The following is a 22578-nucleotide window of genomic DNA, read 5'->3' on the forward strand; positions in this document are numbered from 1 at the left end:
GCGCGCTCCACCTCAGGCGAGCTGCGACAGGAACTTCCGGAGCTGCTGCGCCTCCACCATCGTCATCACCGGGACGAGCCAGGCCTCGAGCGACGTGGTGTCGCGAAACGCCTTTCGGCTCGAGTTGTGCGCGTCCCGGATGAGGCGCTCGACCTGGAGCCCCAGGATCGCGTTCGATACAGGCAGCAGGTAGGCCGTCCGGTGCACCGTGGCGTTCTGGACCCGCATCATATCCAGGAACTTCTCCGCGCTCTCGGGCGCGAGCACGTCGACCTGGAGCAGCTCGATGCAGACGACAGCGCCGTGCCGGTTCTGGGTCACGATGCCCTGGATGCGGGCGATGCACGCGTCGACCTCGCCAGTCGGGAGCGGTGATGCGAGCCTCACCTCGATGAGACGACCGGCCCTGTTGTCAACGGAGTACATGAGCGAAATTCACCCTAACGTAGACGTCCAGACCAGAGCGCGTCAATGAACGGCGGTTCCGTGCGGTACGGCTCCGTACGCGCGCACACGTCATCGACGGTTTTTGTCAGCGCCCTCATCAAGCACCACAGAAAAAACCGTCTGCGACGGCTCTCACGCGTCGGACGAGAAGATCACCTTCCCGGCCCGCGCCTCTTCCTCGGAGGCTGCCTCCCGCTCGGCCTCTAGGGCCTTCGCCTCGGTCTCCAGATCGGGAAAGCGGTACCGGATCCCCTCACCTGCCTCGAGGTCGACATCGCCCCCGAGGGCGACCACCTCGCGGGTGATCTCCTCTGAGCGCGGCGGCTCCCCCGCCGCCTCCTGCCACGCCCGCTGGAGCACCGCCTCCGTGATCGGCTCCCGGCCCTGCCGCGCGCCGACGCGGGTAAGGATCGCCCGTAGCACGGCCCGCCGGCCGTTCCGCCGGGCGAGCCTCCGCTGCTTCAGCGGGCGCAGGAGCGCCCGGCCGAGCGGCAGCGCGAAGAGCGCGAGCGAGAAGACGAGCGGCACCACCCCGAGCGCGACCGCCGTCCCCGTGGCGGGCAGCTCCGCCATCGGGACGCCCTGCGCCAGGAGCCCGAGGTTGTCCAGGGTAAGGTGTGCCCCGAGCGCATAGAGGCTCATCAGCAGGTTGAACCCGTTGAGCGCCACGATGAGCGCGTTCATCCCGGGCCCGTTCCCCGTCAGCGGAGGCAGTTCCTCGCGCTTCGCCCAGACCGGCGCGGGCGCCCTCGCCGGCGCCTCCCCCGTCGTCCGCCGGATCGCCTCGAACTGGTAGACGATGCCCCCCTCCTCCGAGACATCGACCGTGCCGTCGTAGTCGAGCATCAGCCGCGCCATCAGCGGATCCGCCTCGTCGCGCGAGAGCCCCGTCACGCGCATCACGTCGGCGAGCCCGATCCGGCCCCGCTGCGCGCGGATCTCGGCCAGGATGAGCTTCTCGGCCTCGAGCGGATCGCGCGGCGCCGGCGTCGGACCGAAGAAGAACCGGTTCACCTTCTCGTAGAAGGGCGTCTCGTCGCGTCGCTGCCCGAGCGCCCCGCGGTGGCCATACGACGAGGACCACGCCGGCTCGGCCGTCCACACGAACGGCGAGAACGGGTGGAACGTCCAGAAGATCGCGTCGAGGACCAACCGAAAGAGGAAGTAGCCGGCGAACGATCCGGGGACGTCGTCGTGGTTGCGCGAGTCGCTGTTCGAGCGGGCAAACAGCTGGGCGATCAGGATCCCGACGAAGATCACGACGTACGCGATCAGCACGATCGCGATCCACGCCCGCACGACGAAGCGGGCCACGCCGGCGGCGGCCCGGAGGACGGCCTGGAGCGCGCGCGTGAGGCGCGTGCGGGTCTCCCACGGCTTGGTGAAGCCGTACGGGAAGCGGAAGAGCAGCTCACCTTCGGACGTCGCCTTGAGGTGCCCGCGGTGCTCGCTGACGAGAAGGTGCAGGCCGCTCTCCGCGTCGCGCAGCGGCAGGCCGCTCTTCGCCGACGCGTCGGCGAGCGTCAGATCGCCCGTGTGCCCGCGCAGGGCGGACTTCAGGATGCCGGCGGCGCGGCGGGCCTCCATCAGCTTCGGAGATTTCAGCGTCAACGGTCGCTCGCCCTTGTTCCACGGCGGCGCAGCCGCGCCCGTCGGTACGGCATCGCCGCGCTCGTCCACGGGGGCAGAACCTCCCCCGTGCCGAGCTTCATGGTGGCCCGCAGGGCTCCACGCAAAGGCCACGGCGACTTTTTCGGGCGTCGACCCCGCCCGCGCTCGCAGCGGCGCCTCGCGTTAGCCGCCGCGAGCGCGGCGGTGCCTCGCGTCATCCGCCCGCGCTCGCGGCCGAAGGCGGGCGCGATCTCGGCGTGGCGTCGACCATCCGCACCTCCAGGCCGAGCGCGTCGCGCAGCATCCCCGCCTTCGCGACGACCGTCCACTCCTCGAGCGCCCTGTCCTCCGCGCCCTGCACCTCGATCACCAGCGTGTCGCCCTCGATGCGGCCGCTCACCTCCGCGACCTTGGCCCGGTGCTCGCGATCGAGCGCGTCGGCGATGCGGAGGATCGACGCCATCGCCTTCACCTTGGCGCGCGCGTCGCGCGAGAGCGCGCGGAAGTTGTCGTGATCCATGCTCGGCGGCGACTTCCTGTGGTAGCGCGCGATGTTCGCGACGATCGCGCGCTCCTCCGGGGTCAGGCCCATGAGGTCGCTGTGGACGATGACGTAGTAGCTGTGTTTGTGGTGCCCCTCGTAGCGGACGAAGTCGCCGATGTCGTGGAGCAGGGCCGCCGCCCGCAGGAGGATCCTGTCGCGCTGGCCGAGGCGATGGCGCGGCGCGAGGTCGTCGAACAGCCGCTCGGCGAAGCGGGCCACGAGCGCGCCGTGCTTCTCGTCGAAGTGGTAGCGGCGGCCGAGCCGGACGCAGGCGTCGCTGACCGCGGCGGCCTCGCCGCGGAAGTCGGGTCCGAGGAAGTGGGCGTGGGCGAGATCGACGAGCACGCCCTCCTTGAGCCCGACCCCGGGCGCGACGATGACCCGCTGCACGAACGCCCGGGCGATGCGGCCCAGGATCGTCGCCGCGGGGACGATGGTGTCGGCGCGGTCCGGGCGCAGGCCGTAGATCTGCGCGCGCTCCTCGGGCGTCTTCGACGCCATCTCGTCGAGCAGGCGGGACATCGCGGCCACGTCGATCGCCCGCCCCTCCGGGGACGCGCCCGGCGCGGGGCAGAGATCCGCGAGCGTCTCGATGTTGCCGCCCGTGCCGACGAGCAGATCGATCCCCGAGCCCGACCCCTCGCCGAGCAGCTCCACGATCTCGCGCGTGGCCTCGACCATGACGCGATCGACGTACTCCTCGACGAGCCGCCGGTGCCCCGCGTCGACCGGGCGGCGATCCTCGAGGAAGGCCTCGACCATCCGCACCGTCCCCACGGGGAGCGAGCGCGAGAAGACGGCCCCGCGGCCGCGGAGCAGCGTGAGCTCGGTGGAGCCGCCGCCGATGTCGACAAGGAGCGCGGTCCGTTCGCCGAGCGCGACGCGCTCGCGGACGGCGAGCTGGACGAGGCGCGCCTCCTCGACCCCCTCGATGACCTCGATGTGGACGCCAGCCTCGCGCGCGGCGCGCTCGACGAAGAGGTCGCCGTTCTGGGCCTCGCGCGCGGCGCTCGTCGCCACCGCGCGGTAGCGGTCGACCTTGGCCGCATCCATCGCCGTGCGGAAGCGCCGGAGCGCCTCGCAGGCGGCGCCGATGACCCCCGACTCGAGCCGGCCCTTCGTGAACACGTCGTGCCCGAGACGCACCGACGCGCGATCCGCATGGACATCGCGGAACGGGTGGAAGCGCGGCGCGTCGGGCGCGCCGGTCGCGGCCCCGGCGAGCGCTGGATCCCAGCCGGCCCCGAACGCCCCGAGCGCCGGAGGATCGACGTCGACGATGCGAAGCCGGATGGCGTTGGATCCGATGTCGATCGCAGCGAGCCGCGCCATGTCGGGAGAAGTAGCGAAGCTCCGGGCGGTTGGCTACTCTCATGCCGCTCATGTCGAGGAAGCTTCATCAAGGCTCGGGGGCTCGCCATCTCGACCCCCTTCTGCATCGGCCTTCAGCGCGCGCGCTCGCGCCCGGGCAGGCACGGGACGCGCGCCGTCTCCTCGGCGGCGCGCGAGGGGCGGCGCGCCTCGCGCTGGGGATCGCGACCGCGGCGCTCGCGCTGCTCCCGTTGGCGGGGTGCAGCGGCGGCGAGGCGCGCGCGCCGAACCCGATGCGCGCCCTCGACGAGCGCAGGGCGATCGAGGTGATCCGCCGGGCGATGGCGCACGAGGGCGCGCAGCCGGCGCGCGGGCGCGAGGTCGAGCTGACCAGCGGGAAGAAGGTGCGCGTCGATGTCGGCGTGCAGAGCCGCTCATACGGCGTCGTCTACGTGACCGAGGAGGACTCCCAGGCGCTCGGCGCCGCGATCCCGCCGCCGAACGGCCGGGACGAGAAGCTGCGCATCGTCCGCGGCGGGCCGGACGGGGCCATCCGCCTCGTGCTCCTCTATCAGCAGAACTACCTCTACGACGATCTCGTCGGCGAGTCGCACGAGCGCACGACGATCACCGCCGAGCGCGAGCTGACGCGCGACGTGCAGGACTTCATCACCTACGCGCGGACGCAGAAGTTCCAGTGAGCGCGCGCGAGGAGGGCGGGCCGGCGCGCCGCCGGGGGCACCGGATAGAGCGAAACGCCGAGGAGCGCGCGCGACGCGCGCTCGGCGGCGGGGGGTTGCTCCTCGTCGCCGGGCTCGCGCTGGTCGGCGTCGGGCCGTCGGACGCGGGCATGGCGCTCACGGTGCTCGCGCTCGTGGTGCTCATCTACGGGATCCACAGCTTCGGCCGGCTGGGGACGGAGCGGGACGGGCGGAGCGAGCAGGCGCGGGCTCCGTCGCGTTGAGGCTTGCAGAGCGGGGCGCGTTCGAGCAGCATCCGCCGCCATGCATCGCCCTACGCGCCAGCACCAGCACCTCACCCTCAAGGTCACCCAGAAGCAGGAGCGGAGCACCCAGAGCTCCCGGAAGCCCGGCCGCAAGCACAAGCGCTGGAGCAAGTTCCTCGCGCAGTACGCGCCGCTCGCCGCTGGCGCCGAGACGGCCGCCTCCGCCGAGAGCTAAGCTCCCGCCGCCGGCCGAGGACGCCCCGGCGCCCGGCCTTCACAATTCCTTCCTACACGCAATTATTCAATAACATCGCATACCGGCGCAGGCCGCCTCCGCTTCCGACGAGGCGGCGGCGCCTCCGTCCGCGATGGTGGCTGTGCCGCCCATGCCGCTACGGCGGCTGTGCCGCCCGTGCCGTGACGGCGGCACCTCCGCCCGAGATGGCGGCTGTGCCGCCCGTGCCGCGACGGCGGCTGTGCCGCCACTGTGCGACGCGGCCGCCGAGCAGCTCTCTCTCCATGGTTCGTGGATTTTCGTGATGGCGTCGCGCGCATCTCGCCACGTAGCCAAGAGAACACCCCCTCTCGGCGTCTGATACGCGATAGCCAGGCGGCCTGTCACCCACTCCGCGCGAGACGGGCGCGCCGGCTCCGCGCGCGCATGGCGCGCGAAAGGGCCCACTCCATCTCTCGCGCAAGGAAGGATCCATGCCCGCTCGTCCTCCGTCTCGCGCTGCCCGCGCGGCAGCGTCGCTTTTGTGCTCTCTTGTCGTCGGCGGCACATCGCTCCTCCCGGGGTGCCTGAGCCGCCCGATAGCCCATCAGGACACGCGCACGACTGGCACCGTCGTCGAGCGGCTCCCGCGGCGCGTCGACAAGATCGACCTCCTCCTGACCATCGACAACTCGAAGTCGATGAAGGACAAGCAGGACATCCTCGCGCTCGCCGTGCCCGACCTCGTGAGGCGCCTGGTCGACCCCCGGTGCGTCGATCCGCTGAACCCCCTGAATTCGTCCCCGCCGCGGGAGGACGGCGGCTGCCCGAGCGGCATGGAGCGCGAGTTCGAGCCCGTCGTCGACATCCACATCGGCATCCTCAGCACGAGCCTCGGCGACCACGGCGCGGGCTCGTGCCCCGAGAGAGAACAGTTCTTCAACAACGACAAGGGGCACCTCATCGCCCGGAGCGACAGGGACGACCGCGACGACGCGGACAACGACCCGCCGACCTACCAGAGCCAAGGGTTCCTCGCCTGGGATCCGGAGCAGAAGCTCAGCCCCGCGGGCGAGGCGATCCTCGACAACGGCGCGGGACAGGGCCTCGTGCCGACGCTGACGAACATGGTCAGAGGGGTGGCCGACAACGGCTGCGGCTACGAGTCGCAGCTGGAGAGCTGGTACCGTTTCCTCGTGGACCCCGCGCCCTACAAGACCCTCGATGTGGTGGACGACAATGCGCAGCGGGTCGACGTGGACACGGATCTCCTGGCGCAACGCAAGGCGTTCCTGCGGCCGGACTCGCTCCTCGCGATCATCATGCTGTCGGACGAGAACGACTGTTCCATCAGGGAGGGTGGGAAGGCCTTCTGGGTCGCGAAGCCGGACCCTTGGCGCATGTTTCGGCCGCGCAAGGAGTGCTCGGAGAAGGGCATGGACGACCCGTGCTGCAAGTCGTGCGGCGAACCCAGGGGCGAGTGCCCGCTGGACGAAGAGACCTGCGGTCCGGATGGACGGCCCAATGCGCTCTTCCCGCTCGAGGACCCGCCCAACCTGCGCTGCTTCGACCAGCAGCGCAGGTTCGGGATCGACCTGCTCTACCCGATCGACCGCTACACGGACGCGCTCACGCAGACGCGCATCCAGGATCACCAGGGGAACCTCGTCGACAACCCGATCTTCTCGGATCTCGACCCGGACGACGAGAACAGCACGGTCAGGCCGCCGGAGCTCGTGTTCTTCGCGGGCCTCGTGGGCGTCCCGTGGCAGGACATCGCGCGACAGAACGACGCGGGCAAGCCCGATCTCCAGCAGGGCAGGGACAAGGACGGCAACCCCGTCGGCGGCTTCAAGAGCGCCAAGGAGCTGAGCGCTCCGAACGCGGGCTTCGCGAACACCTGGGACATCATCCTCGGAGATCCGAAGTCACGCCGCAGCCCCGGCGACCCCCACATGATCGAGTCGCCGGTCCCCCGTGAGGGCGAGAACCCGATCACCGGGACGCGCATCGTCGGGCCGGGCTCGCCGGACAACATGAACGACATCAACGGCCACGAGTGGGAGCCCAGGCCGAGCTTCGGCGACCTCCAGTACGCCTGCGTGTTCCCGTTGCCCGAGCCCGTGACGGACGGGGACTGCAACAAGACGGAGGACCCTGCGGACCGGAACAGCCCCCTGTGCAGGGACAACCCCGACGGCACCGACAGCAACGTCCAGGTCAGCGCCAAGGCCTATCCGGGCCTGCGGCAGCTCGAGCTCATCCGAGACCTCGGTGAGCAGGGCATCGTCGGCTCGGTCTGCCCGGCGCAGCTCCTCGACCCGGCAGAGGGCCGGCTCGACTACGGCTATCGGCCGGCGATCGGCGCGATCGTCGATCGCCTGAAGACGAAGCTCGGCGGGCAGTGCCTGCCCCGCGCGCTCCAGCCGAACGAGAGCGGACAGGTCAGCTGCCTTGTCCTCGAGGCGCGGAGCGCGGCAGAGGGGAAGTGCGGCTGCGATGGGCTCACGGCGCGGCGGGAGGTGCTCCACGAGAACCTCGCCGCGAAGCGGATGGTGCTCGACGATCCGGTGGCGGCGGCGAACGGCTGGAACTGCGTCTGCGAGGTCGAGCAGCTCCACGATCCGGACGAGCTCGCGGCTTGCCAGAACACGGTGCCTCCGGCGCCGGTCGAGGTCGGCGGCGAGAAGGTGCACGGGTGGTGTTATGTCGATCCGCGGCTCGGCTTCGGCCGAGAAGAGGTCGTCGCCAAGTGCCCGTCCACAGAGCGCCGCCAGGTGCGGTTCACCGGCGACGGCGAGGCCCTGGACGGCGCGACGCAGTTCGTCATCTGCTCCGGCGACACCGCCAAACCGTAGCGCGGCGCAGGCTGCCGCGATCCGCTGCGCTGGCGGCGGCATTTGAGATAGGCGAGCTTCCGTGGTTCGGAGCGGCGCACGGTCAGGCGCCGCTCGCCCCGAACCTGCGCTCCGTGGATCTTTGCAATCAGCATGAAGGGCCGCCTTCTCGGCGCGAAAGCCGATAGACTGCGGTGCGTGGACTCCACGGCACACCACGGCGCGGAGCGGCCTCCGTCGATTCCTCCTTCAGCCAGGTACAACCCCGAGCACGGCACGTTCGAGCTCGTGGAGACCGACGCCGACGGCCGTCGCTCGGGCGAGTGCCACGTCTACCGCGCGAGCGACGGCTCGTTGCTCTCGCGCTGCTGCTACGCGGACGGGGTGAAGGACGGGCCGTTCACCATGTTTCACCCGAACGGTCAGCCCGCGCAGCGCGGGCGCTACCGGGGCGGCGAGCTCGACGGCGAGGTGGTGGTGTACGGCAGCGACGCCCCGACGGAGCTCAGGCTACGGCCGTGCTGTGTGCCGCCTGGCGCCTGGGAGCTGCGAACGCGCTATCGGCAAGGGAGCATCCTGCGCCAGGTCTTTCACGACCGCGACGGGTACCCGATCTCCGCGGACGGCTCCCGCTGGCCCGACCAACCCGCCGGCGTCGCCGGAGAGGCCGACTACGACCACGGCTCGCAACGATGGCTGGTCCGCGAGGAGGACGAAGCCTCCACCACGCTCATCGACCGTTACTTCACGCGCGAGGGCAAGCCCTCTCAGGAGATCGAGATTCGCGCTGGCGCGCGTTATCGCGAGCTCCGGTATGACGCGCTGGGCCGCCCTTCCGAGGAGCGGCACGTCGATCCCCAGGGACGCTTCCACGGCCCGTCTGTCCGCTGGTTTCCCGATCCGGACACGAGCCCTTACCTCGACCGGCGCGTGCGCGAGGAGCGCGGCCAGTACACGCACGGTCACCCGGTCGGAGCGTTCACGGGGCTCGACGCGGACGCGGCGCTTGTGGCTCGACGCGAGCTCGGCGCGGCCCTCGACGAGGCGAGCCTCGGCGCGTCGCCCGCGCTCGCCGAAGAGCTCGCGGCGTGGGACGCCGAGCGCGTCTGGGCCCTCGCGGGAGAGCTCTTGCAAGATGGCCGCGCGCGCGAAGCCTGCTGCGCCGCGGCCCGCGCGGCGGCCCGCGGGGGAGAGCGAGAGAGGCTCGCGGAGTTCCTGCGCGCCGCGACGCTGCAGCCGAAACCCGAGGTCGTGGAGCAACGCGGGCGCGCGCTGCTCGAGGCGTCCGACGCGACCGCGCTCGGCGTCCTGGACGAGCTGCTGCTCGGCGCTGAGCCGGGCGCAGCTTACCGCACGCTCGCCGCAGTCTTCCGGGGCTCGCGCCGGGTCGCGCTCTCGCTCGTCGAGGCGGCGCTGCTGCTCGTGCCCGAGCGCCGCTCGACCTGCATCACGCGCGCGCTCCTGCGGCTCGAGCTCGGCGACACGCGCGGGGTGCTCGAGGACGCCGACCGCGTCGAGGCGGATGCCCCCGCCGTGGCCGAGCACCTCAGGACCTTCGTGCGGCTGCTGTACCCGGAGTTTGCTTTCTGGCCGGCGCGCCAGGCCATCGATCCGGTGCCCGGCGACCCATCGACCACGGTCGAGCTCGACCAGCCGATCGAGCAGGTTCGGCAGAAGATCCAGCTCTACGCCACCCGCTTGCTGCGCCTGCGCGAGGCCGTGCAGCGCAGCCTGCCGGGCACCGAGCCCTGTCCGTGGCTCCCGCCCGACCTGTCGCACCTCTTGCCGGACGGGCCTGTGGAGCTCGCGCGGACAGAGGCGACGTTGACCGAGGAGACCGAGAATGGCGTCGAGACCGTCGAGCTCACCGTGGACGAGACGCTCGATCCAGGAGCCCTGCCGGTCTCTCTGCTGATGCGGAGGGCCCGAACCGAGTGGGCCGCCCTCTGCTGGCTTTGCTGGTCGGCCGGCCTCGACCACGTCGCGTTGCCGGAGCGCATCGCGCACCGGCCTGACTTCACGGCGGCGGTCAACATGTCGCTCACCCGTTGGTTCCGCGCGCGCGACCAGCTGCAGACCGGCGGGCTCGTCAGCCGGGCGCGCGGCGTGCCGGGCTTCCTCTGGGAAGGGCACGACATCGGCGAGCTCGACCCCACGCTCGCGGGCATCGCGGCCGACGAATACTTCGAGATGCGCTGCCTCTTCGTGTGGCTGATGTTTCGGGAGAACGTCTCCCCGTTCCAGAGCGACATCCGCGCGGCGTGAGCGCCGCTTCAGGGCGGCGCGTGTCGTGACGCCGCATCTCGCCACAGCGGACAGGTCAAGGTGTGGCGGTCCTGCGCGCGACGCGTGATCCCTAGAGCTCGCCCGGCGAGCCGATCGCCCGCAGCCGTCAGTCTGGCGCCACGCTTGCATCCGCTCCCGTGCATGCATCTACACCGGATGAAGACTCCAGGTCTCGCCCACGTCGCCTACCTGCTCGGCAACAAGGGCGAGGCCATCGTGGTGGACCCGCGGAGGGACATCGACGAGGTCCTCGCGGCGGCCAGAGAGAAGGACCTCGTGATCAAGTTCATCCTCGAGACGCACCGCCACGAGGATTTCGTCATCGGGTCCGGTGCCCTCGCAAAGGCGACGGGCGCGAAGATCGTGAGCGGAGATCATGCGCTCTTCGGACAGAGCGACATCCGGTTGCGGGATGGCGAGGAGCTCGACCTGATCGGGCTGCGCATCCGCGCGCTTCATACGCCGGGGCACACGCCGGAGAGCACCTGTTACGCCGTGTTCCTCCCGGACACGCCCGGGCGCGCCTGGGGCGTCTTCACCGGCGATACGCTGTTCATCGGAGAGACGGGCCGGACCGACCTGCCCGATCGCGAGAAGACCAGCGACAACGCGCGCCTCCTCTACGCGTCGGTGCACGAGAAGCTCCTCCCGCTGGGCGATCAGGCCCTCCTCTGGCCCGCCCACGGCTCCGGCTCGGTCTGCGGGGGCAACATCGCGGAGCGCGATGATTCCACGCTCGGCCTCGAGCGCGCCTACAATCCCGTCTTCGTGAAGTCTGTTGACGACTTCACCCGCGCCAAGGTCGCGGAGCGCATCCCGCGCCCTCCCTATTTCAGCTTGATGGAGAGGCTGAACCTCGAAGGGGGCAAGCCGCTCGCCGCGAAGCCCGGCGAAGTACCCTCCCTGCCGCCAAACAAGTTCGCGTCGGAATCCAAGCAGGGGCTGGTGCTCGACGCGCGCGACCCCGAGGCGTTCGCGTCGGGCCACCTGCCCGGCTCGCTGAACCTCTGGCTCGCTGGGCTCCCGGTGTTCGGCGGGTGGATCGCGGACGAGACGACCCGGGTGTACCTGGTCGTCCCGCGCGCCGTCGACGTGGAGGCGGCGGTCCTGCACCTCGCGCGCGTCGGCGTCGATCGCGTCTCCGGCGTGCTCGCCGGAGGGTTCGACGCGTGGCGGGACGCCGGCATGTCCATCGAGAAGACGGGCACGATGACCCCGCGGGAGCTCCACGACGCGGGCGACGCCGTCGCCGTGCTCGACGTCCGCGATGATCAGGAGTTCGAGACGGAGGGGCACATCGAAGGCGCGCGGCACATGTACGTGGGATATCTCGACGAGCACTTCGAGAAGATCCAGCCCGCGCTGCCGCGTCATGGCCGCATCGCGCTGGTCTGCAGCGTCGGGCACCGGGCCGGCCTCGCGACGAGCATCCTCCATCGCCGCGGCTTCACCGAGGTCGCCAACGTCCTCGGCGGGATGACGGCATGGGGGAAGCTCGGTTTGCCGAAGAAGCAGTGCCCCGAGCGCTCGATGACCACCATGGATATCGAAGGAGAGCGACGATGAGCTCGCAGGGAGGCACGCGCTGGGCACCGGAGATCGCCGGACTCGCGATCGGAGCGCTGGAGACGTTCGCGATGGGGACCGCAAAGCGGCCTCTTGGCGTGACGTCCGCGTTCGAGACGGCGGCGAGCGCGCTGGCGCGCCAGCTCGCGCCCGAGGCCACCCGGGTGAACGAGTTCGTGGCCAAGCGTGAGACGACGCCGAAGATCGACTGGGAGGTGCTGCTCGCCCCGGGCATCATTCTCGGCGCGTTCCTCGCCTCGCGCGCCTCGGGCACGCGAGGCTCCACGCTGCCGGAGGCATGGCGGGCGCGGTTCGGGGAGAGCCGCGGGCAGCGCTACGCTGCCGCGTTTTGCGGTGGCGCCCTGATGATGTTCGGCGCGCGGCTTGGAAAGGGATGTACCAGCGGGCACGGCATCAGCGGCACGATGCAGCTCGCCGCGGCGAGCCTCGCGTTCGACGTCGCGATGGGCGTGAGCTCCGTCTTGACGGCCAAGCTCCTGTTTCGAGGAGGTGCGCGATGAAGCAGGATCCGCTCGGAAAATTGGCGCTCGGCCTCGCGACCGGGACCGCGTTCGGCGCCTTCCTCCAGCGAGGAGGGGCCTCGGATGCCGATCTCATCCTGAACCAGCTCCTGCTGCGCGACGGCGCCGTTGCGCGGATCATGTCGACGGCGGCGGCAGCCGGCTCGATCGGGACGCACGCCTTGCGCGAAGCCGGCGCGACCGAGCTCGACGTGAAGCCGTTCCAGGTTCGTTCGGTGATCCTGGGTGGTGTGGCCTTCGGCGCTGGGGTGGCGATCCTCGGCTATTGCCCCGGCACGACCCTCGCCGCCGTCGGAGAAGGCCGGCGCGACGCGATGTTCGGGCTGCTCGGGATGGTCGCGGGAGCGCTCGCCTTCATCCGCGTGTACCCACACATCAAGGAGGCGGTCGAGGCGACGGACCTGGGCAAGGTCACCCTCCCTTCGGCGACGAAGACGTCCCCTTGGCCCTGGGTGGCTGGCCTCGCCGGGCTCGTCGCCGCAGCGACGCTCGTCAGCCGCGTGCGGGCGGCGCGATGAGACGGTGGGTGTAGGGCATTGTTCACTTCGGCGAGCATCGCGCTCCCGTTCGAACACCCTGCCTCCGTCGAGTGCTCCGTCTCCAGAGGAGGCGCTCGGATTTTACGCAAAGAGGGCGCGTCACTCGTTGGTCATCACCGCGGTCTCGCCCCCGATGTCCAGGCGCGAAAGAAACGATTCCAGGGCCTCCGTGGACAGCGGGGGGCCCCTCACCGCGAACGCGGATTCACGAACGCTTGTGAGCGCTGGGAGCCAGTCGAAGCCCGTGAGCTCGCCCGCGCTCACGAGATTGATCTCTCCCACCTCCGCGAGGGCGTCGAACCCGTCGAGGCCCGGGCCTTCCAGCAGATGCATCTGAAAATTCGCGCCGACGCGGCGCAGGTTGCGCAGCGCGGTGAAGTCGTCCGTGTGGTTGCGGAAGAGGGTCAGCGAGCCGTCGATGTGGACAAGGGAGGAGAGCGGCTCCAACGCGCCCGGCATCGTATCGCTCAGGTGGATCGAGCCCCGGAAGCGGGTGCATCCGGCCACGCTCGTGTAGGGCCCGAGCACCAGATCGTCCGGCTGGCCACACACGACAGCCTCGGCATCGGGGTCCGGCGGCTCCTTGGGAACGGCGTTCGTGAGGGACACCAGCGCGCCGCTGCGCACGTGCGACGTCGCGAAGGACTCCAACGCTTCAGCGGTCAGATTCGCGTTGCGCCGAGCGATCATGGAGGCGCCGATCTCCGTGAGAGCAGGAAGCCACGAGAAGTCAGCAAAGCCGCTCTGGTAGAGCCACAGCCCGGAGACGTACTGGATCGACTCCAGGCCGCGCAAGGCCTCCGGCGCCGACACGACCAGCAACCGACCTTCGATCCGCGTCAGGTTGGACAGAGGCCCGAGCTCCTCAGGAGGCGAATGGAGCAGCAAGGACCCCGCTATTTCCTTGAGATCCGTGAGCGCGTCGATCGCCTCGGGTCCGTCCAGGCCCAGCAGATGAAGCGTGCCAAGGAAGCGCGTACAGCCGCGCAAGCGCTCCAGCTCGGGCGCGGGTCCGGTCGTCTCTTGATGGACGTTCGCGCCCACCACGATCACCTCTCCCGCCGTCCCGCAGTCACGACCCTCGGAAGCCCCCCCTTGCCCACCCCCGGATGGCTCGGCGCCCCCGGAGCCGCCGCTGCCGACCGTCGGGCCTCCTCCGCCGCCCGCGCCGGCGCTCGACGCTCCCGTGGAAGCGCCGCCTGTCGCTCCGCCCGGGCCGTCGGGAGCGGAGCCACAGGCCGCAGCACCGATGAGCAGCAACGCCGCCGCACCGCTCAGCGCGCGCCGCGACATGTGTCTTTCCACTCTTCCCCTCGCATGGTCGCTCGACTCTAACAGAGTCCTCACGCGGGAGGCACGCTGGACTGAAGCGGCGCCGGCGGGCAGGCTAGTTGCCTGCCGTGTGGGCGATCGCGAAGATGAGGTTGCGCTCGAGCCGGATGCCCTGCAGCGTGCGGAACGCCTCGATCTCCTTCGCGAGCCGCTCGCGCACCTCGCGCTTCTCCTCGGGGGTCAGGTGCGAGAGGTGGTTGCCGAACGAGCTCGACCCGCTGTGCCTCAAGATCTCGTCGACGTCCGCGGCGTGGTCGACGAAGGTGAGGATCTCTACCGTGTCAGCGATGAAGCCGGCGCGCTCGAGCAACGCCCGGACCTCGTCGACGGTCAGCTTGTGCGGGCGATTGTCCTGCGCGTCTCGCCCGAGCTCGGCCAGCACCTTGCGCTGGATCGGCTCGAGCTGGTGCGGCTTCTCCCGCGATCCCGTGCTGAATCCGAGCTTGCCGCCCGGCTTCAACACGCGCGCCGCCTCGGCGATGGCGCGCTCCTTCTGAGCTTCGTTCAGCCAGTGAAGGACGCTGTTCAGGTACACGACGTCAAAGCTCTTCGTGGCGAAGGCGGAGAGGTCCTCGGCGCGGCCGACCGCGGTCGCGAGGTTCGTGCGGGCCTTCTGCCGGGCGATGTCGACGCGGAGCGGCAGGGGATCGATGGCGGTCACGCTGCCCTCGGGGCCGACGATCTCTGCCACGTGAGCGGCGAGCCGGCCGGTGCCCGCGCCCACGTCGAGCACACGCTGGCCGCGCCGCACGCCCAGCGTCTCGATGAGGAGCTTGCCGTGGTTGAACTGCCGGTCGCTGCCGTGCTCGTAGGCCTGGGCGAGCTCGGGGGTGTCGAGAGAAAGGCTGATGGTGGTCATGCTGGCCGCCCGAGCAGGGCCCGTGCCGAGGCCCGGCGCCGCGCTGGCAGGGCCCGCGCGCCGGAGCGCCGCGCCGCCAGCGAGGTTACGGCGCGCGGCAGATCGCGATCGCCGCTGCTCGCGGGCCAGCAGCGATGCTGCCGTGGTGCTGCGCCACGAGCAGCGTGGCCGCACGGCGAGAGGCGGCGGGCAGGGACGGCGGTGGGAGCGATGCGCCGGCGGGGCACCCGATGGCGCATCGGTCGGACGTCGTCTCGACGCGAAGAGGCCGTTTCGCTGCGCGTCGGGCTGACCTCGTATCTATCTTCTATGCTGCTGCCCCCAGGTCCCCGGAGCTTCGTTCGCGGCCTGAAGGATCGCCTGCCACGCCCCCAAGCACCGCTCCTGCTCCGACACGAAATCATGGGGATCGAAGTGTGACCATCTCCCCGTCTGCACCGCCAGCTCCCTCGACAACCGCCTCCGATCCTCGATCGGAAGCGCAAGCCTCGACAGCTCCTGAAGCGACACCGATGGCGCGTATTTCTGCCCGCGCCGCAACCGATGTTTCGGGTCAAAGCTCGCCCGGTGCTCCGCCCAGTACGCCCGCCAGCGCGTAGGATCCGTCGACGGCACACCCAGCGTCTCCTTCGACCCGACCGGCGCGCGATCGCGCGGATCACCCACCAGCTCTCCGAGCGGCCGACGTCCACGAGACGGCTCCGGATCCGGATCGATCACGTCCACGTCCTGCAGCGCCGCCGGGTCGACCTCCATCTCCTCGACAAGGCCCGCGCCGAGCAGTCGATCGAGCGCGGCGCCGGCGGCAAGCGCGACCTCCTTCGCTGCGCACCCCAGCAGATCCAGCAGGCTCGGGATCGCCTCCACGAGCCCCGCCCACCCGACCGCCTCGACTGCCGAAGGCGTTGGGGAGCGCTGCATTCGCTCGAGCAGCCACCGGGCGTCCTCCTCGCCGGCGACCAGCGCCAGCCGCACCAGCGCCCGGTCCCCGAGCGCTCCCTGGGCCGCCCTGCGCGCGGCCTCGGCCGCCCGCCCGTGCGCCGCGATCAGCATGGCGTCGAGCCCTGTCGCCTGGACGTCGAGGTTCTCGTGTGCAAGCGCCCGCTCCAGGGCCCGGTCGAAGCGCGGATGTCTCACCGCGGCGAGCGCAGATAACCCGTACGCGAAGATGCGGGTGTCCTCCTCATCGCTCAGCGCATCGAGCTCCGTGGGGGTGAGCCAGCCGCGGTACGCCAGCAATTCCACAGCGATCGCCCGGCACCCGCGCTCGGGTGACGCGGCCAACGCCCGCAGGCTGCTCGGCAGGCACGGGCTCCGCGCGAGCTTCATGGCCGACACGAACGCATCGGCGACGACCGGATCGCCTGTGCCGAACCGGAAGAGCACCCGTTCGGCACAGGCGAGCGCATCGCGCCCCTCGATGCACCCTCCGATCATCGCGGCGGCAAAGACGCGCATCGGATCGGCGGCCGGCGCATCCATCGCCAACGGCTCGATGTGCGCGATCGCCGTCGGACCGAGCGCGGCCAGCGCATCGATGGCAACAACCATGCGTTGCTCCAGAGCTCGGCATGAACGCCAGTCGTCCCCAGGGAGCGGCGCCCGCTGGACGCCGAGCATCCCGATCTCCTCGAAGCACACCCGCGACCAGCGACGAACGAAGTCCCCCTCCGAGACCGCGGCCGCCGGCGCGAACGCGAACCCGGGAGGAGCCGCTTCTTCAGCCGAGACCGGCTTGACCGGCCTCGGTGCTGGCCTGGCAGGACGAACGAGAGCCATCCTCCGCTCCGTCGCCAGGCGACGCATCGCCTCGGCCATGGCCGCGAGCTCATCGAAGGTCCTCGGCTCCGCCGGCGCGGGCTCGGGCTCTTCAGGCGCGGGCTCAGGCACCTTCGGCGCGCGAAACGAGGGTACAAGCGAAGCCCGCTCGACAGAGTGCAGCGGCGGAAGAGCGACGCCCGCGCGAAGCAAGGGAGCGCTCGGTCCGGCGAGCGACGCAGTGGAGAGCCGCTCCTCGGCCGCGACGAGCTCTGAGCATGCGTCCCGGAGCGAAGCGAGCATCCGAGGCAGACCCGCTTGCGCCAGGAGAACAGCCGCCGCCCATACATGTCCGTGGGCGCGCCCCACGGCCGTGCCACGATCAGCACGGCCATCGAATGCATCGTACAGCGCGCCAAGGCCGCTCTCGAGCTTGCGCGCAGCAGGCGCAAGGTGGGCGCTCGGCTCACGCTGTCCTTCGATGAAGCGCGCGACCGCGTGAATCAGTGAATGCGCGCGCTCCCAATGCATGACCCAGGGCGCGTCGGCGTCGCAGGCGGCGAGGTCGTCGGACATGCGCGCCGCCTTACCTGATACGTTCCCTGCGCACGTTCCCTGCGAGAACGGCGCGTCTGCGGCGGATCGACATGGTTCAAAGTCCTCCCTTGTTCAAGAACCCTGGGCTGCCGGTGGTCCCCACCATCCCGAGCTCCACGAACACGATCGGCGCACCCATCACGATGAACGACGGACCGCCCGTGTTGAGGCTGACCACCTCCTTCATCGTCCCTGGCTCGTTGCCGTGACATGCCTTGAAGCTCGATCCCACCGTCAGGATCTTCGCGCCGCCCATCTTCGTTCGCACCGGCGCGTTCTTGATACCTTCGGCCGAGCTCGCGAACACCGGATAGGGCACCGGAATCGGGCTCGGTGCGGCCGGCGTCGTGCACACGCTGACCGCCAGCGGGACCATCTGGTGCCCTGAGTTGGCCGTGATGCAATCCATCATGCAAGCTGTGATGCTCATGCTCACCCCTCTCCATCCGATGTTCGCGCTGCGCTCGCGAGCGCCACCGCGGCCCGCGCCCCGCCGTCGTTCCCGGCAGCCGCGATCGCCACAGGCGACGGCGCATACCCGTGCTCCCACGCTGTCGCCGCGATCGCGACGAACAGCGGCATCGCCGCGGCCCCCAGATAGCCGATCCGCTGCGCCGGAGACTCGATGACATACGGGCGGCCGAGCACGTCCTGTAGCCTGACGAACGCCGCCTGCCACTCGCGGAGCCGCCGCATCTCGCCCGTGAGATCGGTCAGCATCCAGCCCGCCGTCTGCCCAGTCCGCGCCAGCGGCTCGGCCGCCTGCCGCGTCGCGCTGGTCAGCCCGAACGCCTCGTAGGCGGGCGCGTCGTCGTGGGGCCCAGCGCGCTCGTGCCCGGTCCCCACGCCAACCACGCGCGCGACGGTGCGGAGCCCCCGCCGGCCCGCGTCCGCGTCGCGCATCAGCGCGAAGAACGCCGCCCCCTCCCCCGGAATGCGCGCGTCCAGGTTGTCGGGAGAAAAGAGCCGCCCGCTCTCCTCGAGCGCTGCAATCGCACGCGGGTCGTAATCGCTGTGGACGCCGCCCAGGATCACCGCGTCGACCTGCATCGAGGAGAGCGCGTTCAGCGCCTCGAGCAGGAGCGGCCCCAGCGCCGCTTCGCCGCCTGCAACGATCTCCACCGTCGCCGACGTCGAACGCTTCACCGCCGCCGCGAGGAGCTTCGTCGCCGTAGGCGCATCCGGATACCCTTCATCCAGCGCGAGCTGGACCATGATCTTGCCGTCGCGGATCGGCGAGACGGCCTCCTCGAACGCGGGCGCCGCGAGCAGGACGAGCCGCTCCGGCCCGACGATCCGTGGATCGATCGCCGGCACGAATCCCATCGTGATCGCCTCGCCCGCCGAGCTCGCGAGCGGCGCCTCGGCGACGGCCGGGAAGCCCGCGCGCAGCAAGAACCCCGTCTGGCGGGCGTTCAGCCCGATCGGCGTGCGTGCCCCGACCTCGACGACCCCGACTGCGCTCACCCGGCCTCCGTCTCGGTCACGACGATCTCGACGTCCTTCATGCGCCGCGGCGCCTGGAACGACGCACGCCACACGAGCTCGACAACCACGCCTGGAGGAGCGAGCGCGTCGATCAGGACCGTATCGAGTTCAGGTAAGAGGATCTCAGGCGCGCGCCCCCTGGCCTTCATGGCGACCGCCACGGCGGTCCTGGGCAGTCGAAATACCATCGTTCCCTGATCCGGCGTCAGGTTGAGCAGGACCACCTCTTCTCCCCCCCGCACCGCCGGCGTCGCGACGAGCCCCGGTGAGGCGCACGAATTGGCGCGATCGTCGTGGTCCAGGGGCAAGAGCGGCGCGCGCTGCCTTTGCCAGGCAGCATCATAGGTCCCCAGATAACGCCGCCGTGGCTCCCAGTGACGACCGATCGCGCCGAGCCCGGCTGGCGCCGGGCGCGTGTTCACCGAGCGGATGAGATCCGCCGGATCCTCGATGGAGGGCGCGGGCTTGTGCGTGAGCGCCTCCGGGTCGCGCGCGATCCCCATCCCCACCGGATTCCTGGGCTCCTCCACAGGGTGCGACGGATCGCTCCGATCGAGCCCGCCCCACGCGTGGTCGTACCGCACCTCGATACCGGTCGTGGGGCGCGGCTTCGAAAGCCCGGCGCCGTTTGCCTCCCAGACACGCAATCCGAAGATCCGGACGACCTTCTCCAGGCTGCCGAGCCGCACGCCTGCGTCGAAGAAGGGAACGGCCCGCCCGCCGGGCGCGTGCGCCGCCGCCACCACGATCACGTCCGTGCCCGGCTTGGCGATGCAGAGATCCGCAGGATACTTGATGCTGCTCTTCTCCGGATCACCCCACGGCACGTCGGCGCTGCGGATCCGTCGCTGCTCCGCTCTGTCCGAGATCTCGAGCTCGCCCTGCCCCTCGACCGAGACGAACGTCGCTTTCACCACGACGACGAGGCGCTCGCCCTCCTTGCCAACGAGCAGGAACGGCGCGGCGACGAAATCGGTCCTGTTGTCCACGCGCGGCGGATCCATGGCTGCCTCACAGCAACGATACGTTGCGCTTCAACCTGACGTTCGGCGCCGTGATCGTGACGAGCCCGGCCTTGATTGTCACCCCTCCGCCGTCGATGACCACCTCGCTCGATCCGCACTTGAACACGATGGCCCCCGCGGCGTCCACCTTGTGAAAAGCCCCGATGAACATGCCCTTGCCACCCGCGATCACGGCGTGCGAGCCGCCGATCTTGTCGACCACGGCGCCGCCCACCATCGTCGTCCGACTACCGCCGACCGTCTCCGCCTCCGCCGCGCCGCTCACGACGACGAGGCCGGCCGCCTGCTCCGTCTTGTCGGCCAGGCACGTCTCGGCCCGCGTCCCGGCGACGAGCTCGATCCGCGCAGCGCCGATCCGCTGCGATCGCGCGCCCCCGACGGTCGTGTGAATGCCGGCTGCCGCGATCGTGGCCTTCATGCCCCCGACGGTCTCGTCGTGCGTCGAGGCGCACACGTTCACAGCGTGCCCCGGTCCGGTGGCGCTGTCCGATGCCGAGCTGCTCGCCGATGCGCCCTCTCTCGTCGCCCCGGGGGTGCCCGAGGGGCCAGCGCCGCCGTCCGCGCCCAGGCCCGTCGCATTGCCGGGACGCGCCGAGCCGGCGTTCATCGCCCCTCCGAACAGCGCGTCGAACCAGCCGGATCCATCGCCCGAGGCCGCTGGCCCGCCGGCGGCTGTCCCGAGGGAAGCGCCGAACACGGCCGGCGAGGGCAGGCTCGCCACCGCGTCGAGCGCCTTCGTCGTGGCGCCCATGTCTCCGACGTTCATGGCGTCCATGGCAGCGCCCAGCTCCCCGAGCTGGCTCTCCAGCGCGTGGACCGGCACCATCATCTGGTTGACCTTCGCCACCGCCGCCCGGTCGAGCGCCTCCAGCACGCGGCGCGCCTCCGCCTTCGCCGCCTCTGTCGGCGCGCTCGCAGCGAGAGACACGAGCGCGCTCGCCGGATTGCCGGTCATCTCCTTCTGCGTGCCGCCCACCGTCGTCGCGCTCGCCCCCTTGGCGGTGAGCCCGTAGACGGCGTTCACCTGGACCGACCGATTGCCGCCCATGCTCGTGGTCTGCGCGCCGTCGACTGTCGCCAGGTAGCCGTTGGTCACCTGGATCTTCTGATCTGCACCCACGGTGAGCCGCGCGTCGACCTTGACGCTCTTCGACTCGTTGACGCCGGTGGAGCGGGTCTTGTTGTTCGCCGTCGCGAGCGTCGTGTTCCGCTGGGACCTGATGCTGATCTCCTCGTGCCCAGCCTTGTCCTCCAGGCGGATCTCGTTCGCGCCCGAGCCGCCCGGCGACGAGCTCGTCCGCAGCGCGCTGCGCGACTTCCCGTCGGGCAGCGTATAGGGCGGCCTGAATCGGCCGTTGAAGACGCGCCCCGTCACGACGGGTCTGTCGGGGTTTCCCTCCAGAAACTCGACGATGACCTCCCATCCCACCCGTGGGAGGAGGATCGCCCCGCTCGCCTGCGGCTGCGCCACGCGGATCCAGCACGACGCCGTATCATCGCTCTCGCCGTGGCGATCCCAGTGAAACTTGACCTTGCACCGGCCGTGAGCGTCCGTATGGATGTCCTCGACAGGCGCGCCTTTCGGCGCGACGACCACGGCCGTCTGCGGCCCCTCGATGATCGGCGCCGGCGTCCGCTGCGGGCTACGATAACGGACGGTCCTCGGAACGGTCGTGGCACGGACAAGGTACATCCCGTCGCGCAGCTCGTGCACAGCAGCGGTGATGAAATGGTCACCGTCGAGATCATCCGGGGCGTCGACGAGCGTGAACCACCGGCCCGTGGTGAGCCGCGCGCAGCCGGAATCCAGCGTGAGACATGCGCGCTCGGCCTGCAGCGCTTCCAGCCGAACCCGGGCGAGCCGCTCCCCCTCGCGTCGCTCGGTGTACCGCCCCGGAACATCGTACACCTCGAGATCCGCGTCCGTATCCGCCACCGCGGTCACCGTCTGGTCGATGTCCGGCGCCTCGAAGTCGTAGTCACGCAGGACCACCTTCCCCGTCGCCGTACGGCATCGCCGCACGAGGACGCAGATCGCGTCCTCGACGCCGTCGAGCCCAGCGCCGAAGCGGTAGGGGACCTCCGTGTTGCCGTCGATCGGGTCGCTCGCGGTGCTGTCGTCCTCGAAGACGACGATCTCGCCAGCGTCGCCGGCTTCAGCGTGAAAGTAGATGCCCTCCTCCTCGAGGAGCCGCGAGACGAACGAAAGCGAGCTCTCGTTGTACTGCACGCAGTACGTGCGCTTCGGATAGCTGCTCACGAGGCGCCATGACTGGCGCTGTTCGTCGATACCTGCACCTCGCAGCACCGCAGAGACGATCTCCTTCACGTCCTGGTCCTGGAAGATGCGGCAGTCCACCTCACGCTCGAGCAGCCCCATCCACGAGGTGAGGTGGATCCGGTACGAGGTGCCCCGAACGCCGTCGTTCGTCGGCGTCGCGGCGATCTCGACATCCGTCACCACCCCGTGCATCTCGTGCTCTGGGCCTCCCCGGCCAAAGGCGAGGTAAGCGGGGCTGCCGAGCAGCTCGTCCGGATCGACGTAGATCGCGGAGCGAAGCTCGACCTCCGCCGTGGCGACGAGGCCGAGCCGGCGGTCGACCCGGAACCCGATGACGTCCCGCGACTCGATCGCCTGGGCCCGGAAGAGCGTGAGCAGCGTCCTCGGTGCCATGG

General features: G+C 70.5%; 19 protein-coding genes. 9 read left to right on the forward strand and 10 right to left on the reverse strand.

The window, feature by feature from the left end; all coding sequences use genetic code 11:
- Positions 1-12: 12 nt before the first annotated feature.
- The 3 genes from WME79_RS31630 to WME79_RS31640 all read right to left on the reverse strand — a co-directional run bounded on the left by WME79_RS31630 (position 13) and on the right by WME79_RS31640 (position 3934).
- Complete coding sequence (locus WME79_RS31630; RefSeq protein WP_437522377.1) at positions 13-426, reverse strand: hypothetical protein; 414 nt, start codon at positions 424-426, stop codon at positions 13-15.
- A gap of 153 nt (positions 427-579) precedes the next feature.
- Positions 580-2127 carry a hypothetical protein gene (locus WME79_RS31635; protein WP_437522379.1) on the reverse strand — a complete coding sequence of 516 codons (1548 nt, stop codon included), beginning with the start codon at positions 2125-2127 and terminating at the stop codon, positions 580-582.
- A gap of 145 nt (positions 2128-2272) precedes the next feature.
- Positions 2273-3934 (reverse strand): Ppx/GppA phosphatase family protein, encoded by a 1662-nt coding sequence (locus WME79_RS31640; RefSeq protein WP_437522381.1) that lies wholly within the window; start codon positions 3932-3934, stop codon positions 2273-2275.
- 41 nt (positions 3935-3975) lie between these two features.
- Here WME79_RS31640 and WME79_RS31645 point away from each other — a divergent pair, with 41 nt between their 5' ends.
- The 8 genes from WME79_RS31645 to WME79_RS31680 all read left to right on the forward strand — a co-directional run bounded on the left by WME79_RS31645 (position 3976) and on the right by WME79_RS31680 (position 12822).
- Positions 3976-4614: a hypothetical protein gene (locus WME79_RS31645; RefSeq protein WP_437522383.1), complete on the forward strand. Its 639-nt coding sequence runs from the start codon at positions 3976-3978 to the stop codon at positions 4612-4614.
- Positions 4611-4877 carry a hypothetical protein gene (locus WME79_RS31650; protein WP_437522385.1) on the forward strand — a complete coding sequence of 89 codons (267 nt, stop codon included), beginning with the start codon at positions 4611-4613 and terminating at the stop codon, positions 4875-4877. The genes WME79_RS31645 and WME79_RS31650 overlap by 4 nt, the downstream gene beginning before the upstream one ends.
- Positions 4878-4917: 40 nt before the next feature.
- The gene (locus WME79_RS31655; protein WP_437522387.1) at positions 4918-5094 is read left to right on the forward strand and encodes a hypothetical protein; all 177 of its coding nucleotides are present in this window, start codon (positions 4918-4920) and stop codon (positions 5092-5094) included.
- A gap of 473 nt (positions 5095-5567) precedes the next feature.
- Positions 5568-7931 carry a hypothetical protein gene (locus WME79_RS31660; protein WP_437522389.1) on the forward strand — a complete coding sequence of 788 codons (2364 nt, stop codon included), beginning with the start codon at positions 5568-5570 and terminating at the stop codon, positions 7929-7931.
- A gap of 177 nt (positions 7932-8108) precedes the next feature.
- On the forward strand, positions 8109-10175 hold the full coding sequence (locus tag WME79_RS31665; protein ID WP_437522391.1) for a toxin-antitoxin system YwqK family antitoxin: 2067 nt from the start codon (positions 8109-8111) through the stop codon (positions 10173-10175).
- A gap of 177 nt (positions 10176-10352) precedes the next feature.
- Positions 10353-11762, forward strand: a complete 1410-nt coding sequence (locus WME79_RS31670; RefSeq protein ID WP_437522393.1) for an MBL fold metallo-hydrolase — start codon at positions 10353-10355, stop codon at positions 11760-11762.
- Positions 11759-12283 (forward strand): YeeE/YedE thiosulfate transporter family protein, encoded by a 525-nt coding sequence (locus WME79_RS31675; RefSeq protein ID WP_437522394.1) that lies wholly within the window; start codon positions 11759-11761, stop codon positions 12281-12283. Before WME79_RS31670 ends, WME79_RS31675 begins: the two co-directional genes overlap by 4 nt.
- Positions 12280-12822: a DUF6691 family protein gene (locus WME79_RS31680; protein ID WP_437522395.1), complete on the forward strand. Its 543-nt coding sequence runs from the start codon at positions 12280-12282 to the stop codon at positions 12820-12822. The genes WME79_RS31675 and WME79_RS31680 overlap by 4 nt, the downstream gene beginning before the upstream one ends.
- A 120-nt stretch (positions 12823-12942) precedes the next feature.
- On the opposite strand, the gene WME79_RS31685 is transcribed toward WME79_RS31680, so the two are convergent.
- From WME79_RS31685 to WME79_RS31695, 3 genes are all read right to left on the reverse strand, one after another.
- The gene (locus tag WME79_RS31685; protein WP_437522397.1) at positions 12943-14190 is read right to left on the reverse strand and encodes a hypothetical protein; all 1248 of its coding nucleotides are present in this window, start codon (positions 14188-14190) and stop codon (positions 12943-12945) included.
- 40 nt (positions 14191-14230) lie between these two features.
- Positions 14231-15034: a class I SAM-dependent methyltransferase gene (locus WME79_RS31690; RefSeq protein ID WP_437522399.1), complete on the reverse strand. Its 804-nt coding sequence runs from the start codon at positions 15032-15034 to the stop codon at positions 14231-14233.
- 300 nt (positions 15035-15334) lie between these two features.
- The gene (locus tag WME79_RS31695) at positions 15335-16813 is read right to left on the reverse strand and encodes a hypothetical protein (protein WP_437522401.1); all 1479 of its coding nucleotides are present in this window, start codon (positions 16811-16813) and stop codon (positions 15335-15337) included.
- A 297-nt stretch (positions 16814-17110) separates the two neighbouring features.
- Between WME79_RS31695 and WME79_RS31700 the strand changes: the two genes are divergently transcribed.
- On the forward strand, positions 17111-17302 hold the full coding sequence (locus WME79_RS31700; protein WP_437522403.1) for a hypothetical protein: 192 nt from the start codon (positions 17111-17113) through the stop codon (positions 17300-17302).
- 142 nt (positions 17303-17444) lie between these two features.
- Here the strand turns inward: WME79_RS31700 and WME79_RS31705 are convergent, their stop codons facing one another.
- Genes WME79_RS31705 through WME79_RS31720 form a run of 4 tightly spaced genes read right to left on the reverse strand, consistent with a single transcriptional unit; the run spans position 17445 to position 22576 of the window.
- Entirely contained in the window at positions 17445-17819 is a 375-nt protein-coding gene (locus WME79_RS31705; protein WP_437522405.1) for a PAAR-like domain-containing protein, read from the reverse strand.
- A gap of 2 nt (positions 17820-17821) precedes the next feature.
- Positions 17822-18856, reverse strand: coding sequence for a beta-ketoacyl synthase N-terminal-like domain-containing protein (locus tag WME79_RS31710; protein ID WP_437522407.1), 1035 nt, complete (start codon positions 18854-18856; stop codon positions 17822-17824).
- On the reverse strand, positions 18853-19866 hold the full coding sequence (locus WME79_RS31715; protein WP_437522409.1) for a DUF2169 family type VI secretion system accessory protein: 1014 nt from the start codon (positions 19864-19866) through the stop codon (positions 18853-18855). Before WME79_RS31715 ends, WME79_RS31710 begins: the two co-directional genes overlap by 4 nt.
- A gap of 22 nt (positions 19867-19888) precedes the next feature.
- Complete coding sequence (locus WME79_RS31720; RefSeq protein WP_437522411.1) at positions 19889-22576, reverse strand: type VI secretion system Vgr family protein; 2688 nt, start codon at positions 22574-22576, stop codon at positions 19889-19891.
- Positions 22577-22578: the final 2 nt, after the last annotated feature.

Origin of the sequence: Sorangium sp. So ce726 (genome assembly GCF_051521405.1) — a bacterium.
Lineage (GTDB): Bacteria > Myxococcota_A > Polyangia > Polyangiales > Polyangiaceae > Sorangium.